8 protein-coding genes, 2 pseudogenes and 1 riboswitch are annotated in these 11,857 nt (G+C 71.7%); of the genes and pseudogenes, 3 read left to right on the top strand and 7 right to left on the bottom strand.

Annotated elements, in window-relative coordinates:
* Both AC067J_RS22465 and AC067J_RS22460 read left to right on the top strand, forming a co-directional pair.
* Positions 1-164 (top strand): annotated as a pseudogene (locus AC067J_RS22465) (ABC transporter ATP-binding protein); the annotation flags it as partial.
* Positions 165-217: 53 nt separating this feature from the next.
* On the top strand, positions 218-2,776 hold the full coding sequence (locus AC067J_RS22460; protein WP_478301799.1) for an ABC transporter permease: 2,559 nt from the start codon (positions 218-220) through the stop codon (positions 2,774-2,776).
* 193 nt (positions 2,777-2,969) lie between these two features.
* On the opposite strand, the gene AC067J_RS22455 is transcribed toward AC067J_RS22460, so the two are convergent.
* The 7 genes and pseudogenes from AC067J_RS22455 to AC067J_RS22425 all read right to left on the bottom strand — a co-directional run bounded on the left by AC067J_RS22455 (position 2,970) and on the right by AC067J_RS22425 (position 11,182).
* Entirely contained in the window at positions 2,970-4,355 is a 1,386-nt protein-coding gene (locus AC067J_RS22455) for an NAD(P)/FAD-dependent oxidoreductase (RefSeq protein WP_478301797.1), read from the bottom strand.
* Between the two features lie 436 nt (positions 4,356-4,791).
* Positions 4,792-5,733 carry a Ppx/GppA phosphatase family protein gene (locus AC067J_RS22450; RefSeq protein ID WP_478301795.1) on the bottom strand — a complete coding sequence of 314 codons (942 nt, stop codon included), beginning with the start codon at positions 5,731-5,733 and terminating at the stop codon, positions 4,792-4,794.
* A gap of 131 nt (positions 5,734-5,864) precedes the next feature.
* Positions 5,865-6,392 (bottom strand): annotated as a pseudogene (locus AC067J_RS22445) (DUF501 domain-containing protein); the annotation flags it as partial.
* Complete coding sequence (locus AC067J_RS22440) at positions 6,364-6,882, bottom strand: FtsB family cell division protein (RefSeq protein ID WP_478301793.1); 519 nt, start codon at positions 6,880-6,882, stop codon at positions 6,364-6,366. The gene AC067J_RS22440 and the pseudogene AC067J_RS22445, both read right to left, overlap by 29 nt.
* Positions 6,883-6,992: 110 nt before the next feature.
* Positions 6,993-8,279, bottom strand: a complete 1,287-nt coding sequence (gene eno, locus AC067J_RS22435) for a phosphopyruvate hydratase (RefSeq protein ID WP_478301791.1) — start codon at positions 8,277-8,279, stop codon at positions 6,993-6,995.
* Between the two features lie 253 nt (positions 8,280-8,532).
* The gene (locus tag AC067J_RS22430; protein WP_478301790.1) at positions 8,533-9,501 is read right to left on the bottom strand and encodes a LysM peptidoglycan-binding domain-containing protein; all 969 of its coding nucleotides are present in this window, start codon (positions 9,499-9,501) and stop codon (positions 8,533-8,535) included.
* A 5-nt stretch (positions 9,502-9,506) separates the two neighbouring features.
* A riboswitch (cyclic di-AMP (ydaO/yuaA leader) is annotated at positions 9,507-9,654 on the bottom strand.
* A 229-nt stretch (positions 9,655-9,883) separates the two neighbouring features.
* Positions 9,884-11,182, bottom strand: a complete 1,299-nt coding sequence (locus AC067J_RS22425) for a cytochrome P450 family protein (protein WP_478301788.1) — start codon at positions 11,180-11,182, stop codon at positions 9,884-9,886.
* Between the two features lie 88 nt (positions 11,183-11,270).
* Between AC067J_RS22425 and AC067J_RS22420 the strand changes: the two genes are divergently transcribed.
* Entirely contained in the window at positions 11,271-11,765 is a 495-nt protein-coding gene (locus AC067J_RS22420) for an SDR family NAD(P)-dependent oxidoreductase (RefSeq protein WP_478301786.1), read from the top strand.
* Positions 11,766-11,857: the final 92 nt, after the last annotated feature.

The following is an 11,857-nucleotide window of genomic DNA, read 5'->3' as shown; positions in this document are numbered from 1 at the left end:
GCCAGACCGTCGTCATGGTCACCCACGACCCCGTCGCCGCCGCCTACGCCGACCGCGTCGTCTTCCTCGCCGACGGCCGCATCGTCGACGAACTCCACCAGCCCACCGCCGACACCGTCCTGGACCGCATGCGCCGCTTCGACGCCAAGGGCCGCACCAGCTGACGACCCGCCAGCCGACCGCCCCCCTCCCAGACCCAGGACACCCGGGACACCCCATGTATCGCACCGCACTGCGCAACGTGCTGGCCCACAAGGGCCGACTCCTGATGACGGCGCTCGCCGTCATGCTCGGCACGGCCTTCGTCGCCGGCACCATGGTCTTCTCCGACACCTTCGGCAAGGCCATGCGGGACAGCAACTCCAAGAGCTACTCGGACGTGTCGGTCCAGGTCGTCGACAACTCCGCCGGTGCCACCGCCAGCGCCCGGGAGAAGAGCGAGAAGAGCCCGGCCACCCTGACCGACACGACGGTCCAGCAGCTCACCGCGCTGCCCGGCACCGCCTCCGCCCGCGGCGTGGTCAGCGGCTTCACCGGCGTCGCCGACAAGGACGGCACCCTGATCGGCCAGGCCTGGTCGGCGAAGGGCGCCAACTTCGCGCCCGGCCCGGACGGCAAGGACGCCCGCTACCCGATGGTCGAGGGCCAGGGCCCGAAGACGGCCAAGGAGGTCGCCCTCGACCGGAAGACCGCCGACAAGGCCGGCTACAAGGTCGGCGACACCGTCCGGGTCGGCTCCAACGGCCCGGTCGTCGAGGCGAAGCTCACCGGCGTCTTCACCACCGACGACCCGGTGGTGAACACCGGCGGCACGCTCACCCTGTTCGACCGCGCCACCGCCCAGCAGCTCCTGCTGGAGCCCGGCCGGTACAGCAGCATCGTGCTCACCGCCAAGCCCGGCACCGCGCAGGACGCCCTGCTCTCCCAGGTCGACCAGCAGCTCAAGCCCGGACAGCAGATCGAGGTCCGCACCGGCGAGCAGCTCAAGGCCGAGGAGGAGCGGATGATCACCAGCGGCACCGAGAGCATGCGCACCATGCTGCTCGCGTTCGCCGCGATCTCGCTCTTCGTCGGCATCTTCATCATCGCCAACACCTTCACCATGCTGGTCGCCCAGCGCACCAAGGAACTGGCCCTGCTCCGTGCGATCGGCGCCAGCCGCAAGCAGGTCACCCGGTCCGTCCTGATCGAGGCCCTGGCGATCGGCACCGTGTCCGCGGTGGCCGGCCTGGTCGCCGGTGTCGGCATCGGCGCCGGCCTGCAGTCCCTGGTCGCCTCGCTGGGCGACGGCATGCCGACCGGTCCGCTGGTCGTCAAGCCGCTGACCGTGGCGGTCACCGTGGTCGTCGGCGTCCTGGTGACGGTGCTCTCCGCGCTCATGCCCGCCATGCGCGCCTCCCGGATCGCCCCGGTGGCCGCGATGAGCAGCGGCGACCAGCCCGCCACCCAGAAGTCGCTGATGGTCCGGAACGTGATCGGCTCGCTGCTGGCCGCCGCCGGCATCGCACTGGTCGCCTTCGGCGCGGCCAAGGGCAACTCCGACGGCCGGATGCCGGTCGCGGCCGGCGCCCTGCTCGCCGTCCTCGGCATCTTCATCCTGCTGCCGCTGCTCTCGCGCCCGGTGATCGCGCTGGTCGGCCCGGCCATCGGGAAGCTGTTCGGCATGCCCGGCAAGCTGGCCCGGCAGAACGCCGTGCGCAACCCGCGCCGCACCGCCGCCACCGCCGCCGCGCTGACCATCGGCCTGACCCTGGTCACCGGCCTGACGGTGATCGGCGCCTCGGTCTCCGACACGCTCGACAAGGCCGTCACCAGCTCGATGAAGGCCGACTTCCTGGTCTCGGCCGCCAACGGCATGAGCCTGTCCGACAAGGTCCCGGGCGAGATCGCCAAGGCCCCCGGGGTGACCGCGTCCTCGCCGCTGACCACCGTCTACTGGGAGCTCAACGGCACCACCAAGGCCATCACCGGTCTGAACGCGGACAGCTTCGACAAGCTGGTGTCGGTCGAGCTGAAGAGCGGCTCCGTCGCCGCCGTGGCCAAGGGCCAGCTGCTGGTCGACGAGGACGTGGCGAAGAAGTTCGGCGTCACCGCCGGGTCGACGCTGAACGTCACCTTCCCCGACGAGACCACCGGCGCCCTGACCGTCGGCGGCGTCTACACCAAGGGCGGCCTGCTCGGCCCGGTCATGCTGGCCAACAGCGAGATCGTCAAGCACGAGCCGCAGCCGTACCTCAACAACGTCCTGGTCAAGGGCGCCGACGGGGAGAGCGACGCGCTCAAGCAGGCGCTCAAGAGCGCCACCGGCGCCAACCCGGTGATCGAGGTCAAGTCCAAGCAGGACGTCCGCGACGACTTCAGCCAGACCATCACCTTCGCGCTGAACATGATGTACGGCCTGCTGGCGATGTCCGTGGTCGTCGCGATCCTCGGGGTGATCAACACCCTGGCGATGTCGGTCTTCGAGCGGAAGCGCGAGATCGGCATGCTGCGGGCGATCGGCCTGGACCGCGGCGGCATCAAGCGGATGGTCCGGCTGGAGTCCGTGGTGATCTCGGTCTTCGGCGCCGGCGTCGGCGTCCTGCTCGGCACCTTCATGGCCTGGGCGATCAACGGCACCCTGAAGTCCAGCCTGCAGGGCCTGACCACGGTCGTCCCGTTCGGCCAGCTGCTGCTCTTCCTGGTGCTGGCCGGCCTGGTCGGCCTGGTCGCCGCCTTCTGGCCCGCCCGCCGGGCGTCCAAGCTGGACATCCTGGACAGCATCAAGACCGACTGACCCGGGAGCGGGCACGGTCCCGACACGGAAAGGCCCCCGCCGGAGGGTTCGGCGGGGGCCTTCTCGTACTTCTCGTACTCCGCCCGACTCGCACAGCCGGCTGAGCACCACGGAGGTCGTGGTCCGGCAACGCTGCCGGGCGGAGGGCCTCCGACTCATACCCCGGTGCTCCCACACCGGGGTCCGTAGTCGCTTACTTGCTGCTGGCGAGCTCCTTGTCGGCGGCCGGGGCGGCAGCCGGCTTGGCGGCCTCGACCGGCTTCGGCGCGGGGGCCGCCGCCTCCTGGAACGCCTCGTACGGCTTCTCCATCTGCGACAGGCCGACGGCCTCGCGCTTCAGGAAGACGGCCAGGGTCCAGTCGGTGAAGACGCGCACCTTGCGGTTCATGGTGGGGACCATGGCGCCGTGGTACAGGCGGTGGAACCACCAGGCCGGACGGCCCTTCAGCTTGTACTTGCCGAAGAGGATCGCCACGCCCTTGTGCAGGCCGAGACCGGCGACCGCACCCAGGTTCTTGTGCTTGTACTCCTGCTGCGGGAAGCCACGCATGCCGGAGATGACGTTGTCACCGAGGACGGCGGCCTGACGCACGGCGTGCTGCGCGTTCGGCGGGCACCAGGCGCCCTCGCCGGCGGCGAGGTCCGGCACCTGGGCGTTGTCGCCGGCGGCCCAGACGTAGTCGAAGCCCTGGACCTGCAGGGTCGGCGCGGTGTCGACGTGACCACGGGGGCCCAGCGGCAGACCGAACTCCGACAGCACCGGGTTCGGCTTCACGCCGGCGGTCCACACGATGGTGGAGGCGTCCGCCTCGACACCGTTCTTCAGCACGACGTGCTGGTCGACGCAGGAGTCCATCGAGGTCTCGATGTAGATCTCGATCTGGCGCTCTTCGAGCTTCTCCTTGGTCCACAGACCGAGGTCCGGGCCCATCTCCGGGAGGATGCGGTTGGCCGCCTCCACCAGGATGAAGCGCATGTCGTCGCGGCTGACCGTCTTGTAGATCTTGGCGGCGTCGCGCGCCATGTCCTCGATCTCGGCGATCGTCTCGACGCCGGCGAAGCCGCCGCCGACGACGACGAAGGTCAGCGCCTTGCGGCGGATCGCCTCGTCCGTGGTGGACTCGGCCTTGTCCAGCTGCGCCATGACGTGGTTGCGGAGGCTGATGGCCTCCTCAACGGTCTTCATGCCGATGCCGTGCTCCGCGAGACCCGGGATCGGGAAGGTGCGGGAGACCGAGCCGGTCGCGACGACCAGGTACTCGAAGGGCAGCTCGTACGAGTCGCCGGCCGCGGGCTGGATGGTGGCGACCTTGCGGGCGTGGTCCACACCGGTGACAGCACCGGTGAGCACCTCCGCCTTCTTGAGGGCGCTGCGCAGCGGCGCGACGAGGTTTCGGGGCGCGACGTTGCCGCCGGCCGCCTCGGGGAGGAAAGGCAGGTACGTCATGTACGACCGCGGGTCGACGACCGTGACGGTCGCTTCGCCGTAACGCATCTTCTTGAGGATGCGCATCGCGGCATACAGGCCGACGTAACCACCGCCGACAATGAGGATGCGAGGACGCTCCGTGGTGCTCATATCCGAAAGTATCCAGCACCGTTCGGAGCAGCCTTCGTGAGCCCGCTCACAAGCTCCTGGACACCCCGTGCTACACTTCGCGCCCCCAAAACGACCCCCGGGTCGGCTCCTCACGGTCCGCCGGACCCCCCGGTGAGCACGGCCGTTCGAACGGCCCCGCTGAGCAGCAACGATCCGCGTGGGGCCCGGGTTCCCCTGCGGGATTTCGATTTTCAAACCTCCGGCCGGGCGGAACCTGCGATCCAGCGGTCACCACGCCCGGCAGGCCTTCGGTCCCACATATCGGACGGACCGGACCGCTCGACGCGGCGAAAGGGCGGATCCCCATGTGAAGAAATTCACGAACTTTTCCGCACGGCCCCGGGCGCGCCCCGGCCCCGGAGCCCGCGAGGGGGCTCCGGGGCCGGGGAAGCGGCAGGCCGCGGGCGGCGCGCGGTCAGGAGGCGATGCTCCAGGCGATGCCGTCCAGGATGTCGTGCTCGCTGACGACCACCTCGGCGGCGCCGGTCCGCTCCATGATCTCCAGCAGCTCCAGCGCGCCCGCCGCGATCACGTCCACCCGGCCCGGGTGCATCGACGGGATCGCCGCCCGCTCCGCGTGGGTGGCGTGCAGCAGCCGGTCCGCGATCGCGGCCACCTCCGCGCGGCTCATCCGCGAGTGGTGGATCGCCTCGGAGTCGTACCGGGGCAGGTCCTGGGCGATCGCCGAGATGGTGGTGACCGTCCCGGCCAGGCCCACCAGGGTGGCCGCGCCGGTCAGCGGCACGGCCTCCTCGGCCCGGTCGAGCTCCGCCCGGACGTGGGCCCGCGCCTGGGCGATCTGCTCGTCCGAGGGCAGCTCGGCACCGCCGAAGTGGCGCTCGGTCAGCCGGACGCAGCCGATGTCCACCGAACGCGCGGCCCGGACGTCCTCGTCACCGAGCACGAACTCGGTCGATCCGCCGCCCAGGTCGAAGACCAGGTACGGCGCGGGGAACTGACCGCCGGTGAACTCCTTGGTGGCCCCGACGAAGGAGAGGTGCGCCTCCTCCTCGCCGCTGACCACCTCGGGCTCGACGCCCAGGATGCCGCGCACGCCCTCGATGTACTCGGCGCTGTTCTCGGCGTCCCGGGAGGCGCTGGTGGCCACGAAGCGGATCCGCTCGGGGCCGACCCCGAAGCCGGAGACGACCTCCGCGTACTCCCGGCAGGCCGCGAAGGTCCGGGCCAGCGCGTCCGGGTGCAGCCGGCCGGTCCGGTCCACGCCCTGGCCGAGCCGGTTGATGACCATCCGCCGGTCGAGGTCGGTGATCTCCCCGGTCTCCGGGTCGAGGTCGGCGACCAGCAGCCGGATCGAGTTGGTGCCGCAGTCGATCGCGGCGACCCTGGTGACGGTCATTCCCCGGCCTCCCCGGCCTCCTGGGCGGCCCGCTTGGCGGCGCGCTCGGCGGCCTTCTGCTCCTTGGCCGCGATCACGGCCTCGTGGTCCTGCTCCTTGGCCCGGTTGCGGCTCACCCGCGCACCGGCCTCGGCGACCTCGGCGGCGGAGACGCAGGGGCCCTTGGCCCACCAGTCCTCCAGCATGCCGATCGCCTCGTCGCCGAGCGGGTTGACGCCCTCGCCGGCCGCCAGCGAGTGGCCGACCAGCACGTGCAGGCACTTGACCCGGTCCGGCATGCCGCCGGCGCTCGGGAAGCCCTCCAGCACCTCGATGGCGTCGCGGCGGGCGATGTAGTCCTCGTGCGCCTTCTGGTACGCGGCGGCCAGCTCCGGGTCCTCGGCCAGCCGGGCCGTCTGGTCCTTCATCACGCCGTCCGCCTCCAGGGTGCCGATCAGCGAGGCGGCCTTGGGGCAGGTCAGGTAGTACAGGGTCGGGAACGGCGTGCCGTCCGGCAGCCGGGGAGCCGTCTCGACGACGTCCGGGTTGCCGCAGGGGCAGCGGTGGGCCACGCCGCGCAGACCGCGCGGGACCCGGCCGAGCTGCGCGGCGATGGCCGCGACGTCCTCGTCGGAGACGGTGGGGTGGTTCTCAGTGGTCATGGGAGGAGCTGTCTCCAGCGGGGGCGGGGGCGGGTGGTGAGGGAGGGGCGGAGCCGGCGGCCCGGGCGGTGGCCGGGCCCTGGGCGGGGGCTGCTGCGACGGGGGCCGCGGCGGCGTCCACCGAGTCCCAGACGCTGGCGTACCAGGGCCTGGCGGCCTTGACCTGCCCGGCGGCCGGGCCCTGCGCGGGCGGCGGCGCGCCGAGCGACGACCTGGTCGCGTCCTGGGCGGCCGGGTCCACCGCGATGTACGGGGTCTCCCCCGGCATCGCGTAGTGCAGCCGGGCGCGGGCCTGCGCCTTGACGTACTCCGGGTCCTGCCAGCGGGCCTTCTCCCGGCGGAGCTGCTCGACCTGCTGCCGGGCGTGCTCGGCCTTGGCCCGCTGTGCGGAGATCTCGGAGCGCTGGGAGATGAACTGCCGCGTCGGGTACGCCAGGATCGCCACCAGCGAGCAGAGCACCAGGACGAGGACGGTCGCCCGGCTCGTGAACCGAGGCCGGGCCGCCAAGCCCGGGATCCTCCAGCCTGCCATCTCCGGTGTCCCCTCCTGGTCGCGACGGTGCCCCGCCGTCCACCCTACGGGGTGAACAGGCGGGGCACCGGCGGGAGCTGTGTGTGTCAGCCCTCGTACTTGAACCGCGGGAAGGCGCCGCGGCCGGCGTACTCGGCGGCGTCGTCGAGGATCTCCTCGATGCGCAGCAGCTGGTTGTACTTGGCGACGCGCTCGGAGCGGGCCGGGGCACCGGTCTTGATCTGGCCGCAGTTGGTCGCGACGGCCAGGTCGGCGATGGTGACGTCCTCGGTCTCGCCGGAGCGGTGCGACATCATGCAGCGGTAGCCGTTGCGCTGGGCCAGCTCGACGGCGTCCAGGGTCTCGGTCAGCGAGCCGATCTGGTTCACCTTCACCAGCAGCGCGTTGGCGGTGCCGGTCTCGATGCCGCGGGCCAGGCGGGACGGGTTGGTGACGAACAGGTCGTCGCCGACGATCTGGACCTTGTCGCCCAGCTTGTCGGTCATGGCCTTCCAGCCGTCCCAGTCGGACTCGTCCAGCGGGTCCTCGATGGAGACCAGCGGGTAGGCGGCGACCAGGCCGGCGTAGTACTCGATGAGCTCGGCGGAGGTGAGCGCCTTGCCCTCGAACTGGTAGGCGCCGTCCTCGTAGAACTCGGAGGAGGCGACGTCCAGCGCCAGGGCGACGTCCTTGCCCGGCACGTAGCCGGCCTTCTGGATGGCCTCGACGATGAGGTCCAGGGCCTCGCGGTTGGAGTCCAGGTTCGGGGCGAAGCCGCCCTCGTCGCCCAGGCCGGTGGAGAGGCCGCGCTCCTTCAGCACACCCTTGAGGGTGTGGTACACCTCGACGCCCCAGCGGACGGCCTCGGAGAAGGACTCCGCGCCGATCGGGGCGATCATGAACTCCTGGATGTCGACGTTGGAGTCCGCGTGCGAGCCGCCGTTGAGGATGTTCATCATCGGGACCGGCAGGACGTGCGCGTTCGGGCCGCCCAGGTAGCGGAACAGCGGCAGGTCGCTGGCCTCGGAGGCGGCGTGCGCGACGGCCAGCGAGACGCCCAGGATGGCGTTGGCGCCGAGCGAGGACTTGTCCGGGGTGGCGTCCAGGTCCAGCATGGCCTGGTCGATCAGGCGCTGCTCGGTGGCGTCGTAGCCCACCAGCTCCGGGCCGATCTGCTCGATGACGGCCAGGACGGCCTTCTCCACGCCCTTGCCGAAGTAGCGGTTCTTGTCGCCGTCGCGGAGCTCCAGCGCCTCGAAGGCACCGGTGGAGGCACCCGACGGGACAGCGGCACGGCCGGTGCTGCCGTCGTCGAGGCCGACCTCGACCTCGACCGTGGGGTTGCCACGCGAGTCGAGGATCTCACGGGCTACGACGACATCGATGGACGGCACGAGGCATCTCCTAGCGGAAGCAGGTTCGGCTGACGGTGGGTGCTGTCGGCCGGACGATTGCGGAGTCGTTACGACCAGAGCCTAACCGCACGGGCTCTCGGGGCCACGTCGGCCTCGGTCCCGTCTCAGCGTGTGGCACGGCTACCCACCGGTAGTTCACCTGGTTGCCCCACGGGAGGGGCCCGGATCCGGACGAAGGGGGACGAGCCCGGCCGGCCCCGCCCCCTCCGCCGGTCCGCCGGCCGAACCGGCGTCAGCCGAGGGTCAGCACCTGGCCGGGGACGATCAGGTCCGGGTCGGCGCCGACGGTGCCGCGGTTGCCGTCGTACAGCGCCTGCCAGCCACCGGAGACACCCTGGCCGGCGGCGATACCGGCGAGCGTGTCGCCGGCCTGGACGGTGTAGCCGTGGGCGGCGCGCTGCGGGGCGGCCGGGGCGCTCTGGGCGGCGGCCGGGCGGGCGTCCTGACCCGCGGCCTGGCCGGCGTACTGCTGGTAGACGCTCTGGTGGCTGGTCCAGTACCAGCCACCGTTGTTCTGGTACCAGAACACCTTCGCGTCGGCGTCCCAGCCGGACTTGCCGGAGAACGACGGGGCCTGGGCCTGCTGCTGCACCTGCGGCTGGGCCTGCTCGGCGGCGCGCTGCTGCACGTACTGCTGCGCCTGCTGCTTCGGCGCCTGCTGCTGCGGCTGGGCCTGCGGCTTCGGCGCGGCGTGCTTCGGGGCCTGCTGCGGCTGCTGGGCCGGCTTCGGCGTCTCGGGCTGCGGCGAGGCGTGCTTCGGCGCCGTCGGCTGCTGGGCCGCCGGCTTGGCGTCCGTCGAGGTGTCGACCGCCGCCGGGGCACCGCCCTTGCTCAGGCCCGCCTTCTTGGAGCAGACGGGCCAGGCGCCCGGGCCCTGCGAGGCGAGGACCTTCTCCGCCACCGAGATCTGCTGCGCCTTGGAGGCCTGGTTGGCCTGCGGCGCGTACGCGGTGCCGCCGAACGCCTTCCAGGTGCTGGAGGTGAACTGCAGGCCGCCGTAGAAGCCGTTGCCCGTGTTGATGCTCCAGTTGCCGCCGGCCTCGCACTGGGCGACCGCGTCCCAGGTGGAGACCGGGGCGGCGGAGGCGCCGGTGGCGCTCAGGATAGGCATCGCCAGGCCGACGCCGGCGACACCGGCAACGGCGATGGCCTTCTCGGTCTGGGTGCGACGACGGTGACGGCCGTTTCCAACGAACAGCATGAAGGGGTCCCTCTCCGCACGCCTGCGAGGTGAGCTGTCGGGTTCGGACCGGGAGGTGGCCCGGCCGCACGAGGCGGCTTCACCCCAAGCCGTGGGGACGGCAACAAACCTGGTTCCCCCGCCCCTGCCCAGGGTTCTGGTCGGTTTCCCGTAGCACGGCGGGCAGGACTCGGCGTTCCGTGCTCGGGGCTCGCAGCTGCGAACTCCAGGGAGAGTAGACAGATCTGCCGAGCAATCACAAGCTCATATCTTCGATATCACACGGAAATCACGCCGGGTGATCGATTGCCCACCAACGGAAGCGCTATGTCCGGGTTGATGGCGGTTCAGACCCCCGGCCGAGGCGGGTCGGAGGCCCTCCGTCAGCGTGTCGCGGTCCGCCTCAGCCACCGGAAGGGGCGTCGGCGGAAGGTCCGGAAGGGGCCTCCGTGGGCGCTTTCTCCGGAGTGAATTCCACCGGAAGTTCACGAAGTCCACGCATGATCAGACCACCTCGCCACCGCAGGTCCTCCGGGCCCGCGGCGAGCCGCAGATCGGGCAGCCGGGTGAGCAGGGTGGTCAGCGCGGCCCTCCCCTCCAGCCGCGCGAGCGGGGCGCCGATGCAGTAGTGGATGCCGTGCCCGAAGCCCAGGTGCGGATTGTCCGCACGGGCCAGGTCGAGGGTGTTCTCGTCGGCGAACCGCGCCGGATCCCGGTCCGCCGCCGCGAGCACCACCAGCACCGGGTCACCGACCGGGATCTCCACCCCGCCGATGGTCAGCGGGCTGGTCGCGAACCGCCAGGTCGCCAGCTCCACCGGCCCGTCGTAGCGGAGGAGCTCCTCGATCCCGGTCTCCAGCAGACCGCTCTCGCCCCGCGCGATCGACTCCTGGAGCAGGGCGCGCTGACCGGGGTTGCGCAGCAGGGCGTAGGTGCCGTTGCCGATCAGGTTGACCGTCGTCTCGAATCCGGCGAAGAGCAGGATGAAGGCCATCGCCGCGGCCTCGTTCTCGGTGAGGTGCTCGCCGTGGTCACTGGCCCGGATCAGCCCCGAGATCAGGTCGTCGCCGAGGTCCGCCCGCTTGCGGTGGATCAGCTCCGCGAGGTAGGCGCGCATCCTCTTCACCGCACGCCCCACGCCGCCGCGCTGGCCGCCGCCGTGCCGGATCATCATCCCGGCCCAGTCCCGGAAGTCGTCCTGGTCCTCGGCGGGCACCCCGAGCAGGTCGCAGATCGCATAGATGGGGAGCGGGAACGCGAACTCGTGGATCAGGTCGGCGCTCCCGCGCGCCGCGAAACCGTCGATCAGCCGGTCGGTCAGCTGCTGCACGCGCGGCTCGAACGCCGCCACCCGGCGCGGCGTGAACGCCTTCGACACCAGGCGGCGCAGCCGGGTGTGGTCCGGCGGGTCGATGTTCAGCAGGTGCGTCATCAGGTCGGCCTGGCGCTCGCCCGGGATGCCGACCCGGCCGGTGCGGTGCGCCTGCTCGCTGTGGTGCACCGGGTTCTTGGAGAGCCGGCCGTCCGCCAGCGCCTGCCGGGCGTCCGCGTACCGCGTCACCAGCCACGCCTCCACCCCGCTCGGCAGGGTGGTGCGGTGCACCGGCTCGTGCTCCCGCAGCCACGCGTACGCCGGGTACGGGTCTGCGGCGAACTCCCAGGTGAAGAGCGGAGGGCGGGCGGAGGCGGGCTGAACTGGCATGGGACGACGGTATCCCGGGCGTACGCCGGGCACGGCAGGCGTGAGTCTGGTCACCTGAGGGGTAATCCCTGTTGCGGAGGGTCAGGACGTGCCTACGATCCTCCGCAAGATGTCCGTGGGCGCCGGTGCGGAGCCGCCCACAGGGAGGAGCAACACCATGCGGGTCACCGGTTCGGTCGTCGTGATCGCAGTACTCAACGGCGGGTCGGGGGCCGACCTCGCCCGCAGGTTCACCGCCGCCGGAGCCGCCGGGGTCCTCATCGCCGACCAGCAGGTCGGCATCGCCGAGGACCTCGCCACCGAGCTCGACCGACCGGGCTGCCCGGTCGTCGGCGTCTGCGGCGACATCCGCCGCCCCAGCGACGTCGCCGCCCTCGTCGACACCGCCGAGAAGCACCTCGGCCCGATCGACCTGTTCTGCGTGGCCGGCCCGGACGGCGAGCGGATCGTCTCGCTCGCCGACCTGCCCGACCACCTCGACCTGGAGCGGCTCGCCGAACTGGTCGCGCTGGTCGGCGAGGCGATCGGCGAGGTCGTCATCCCGGCGCAGCGACGGCCGGTGGAGGACGTCGCTCGGGTCTGACCGCCCCTGGTGCCGACTGACGGCGCCCGGGTCGGACGGCGCCGGACGCGGGTCGGCGCCGTCCCGCGTCCGCGTCCGGTCGGTCGGTCGGT

It is taken from the genome of Kitasatospora sp. NPDC042419, assembly GCF_056437345.1.
This window is presented reverse-complemented; position numbering and strand designations above follow the sequence as displayed.

Excerpts from the sequence above, each read along its gene's own strand:
- AC067J_RS22460 (WP_478301799.1), top strand. The coding sequence starts at position 218 with ATGTATCGCACCGCACTGCGCAACGTGCTGGCCCACAAGGGCCGACTC.
- AC067J_RS22455 (WP_478301797.1), bottom strand. The coding sequence starts at position 4,355 with ATGAGCACCACGGAGCGTCCTCGCATCCTCATTGTCGGCGGTGGTTAC.
- AC067J_RS22450 (WP_478301795.1), bottom strand. The coding sequence starts at position 5,733 with ATGACCGTCACCAGGGTCGCCGCGATCGACTGCGGCACCAACTCGATC.
- AC067J_RS22430 (WP_478301790.1), bottom strand. The coding sequence starts at position 9,501 with ATGCTGTTCGTTGGAAACGGCCGTCACCGTCGTCGCACCCAGACCGAG.
- AC067J_RS22425 (WP_478301788.1), bottom strand. The coding sequence starts at position 11,182 with ATGCCAGTTCAGCCCGCCTCCGCCCGCCCTCCGCTCTTCACCTGGGAG.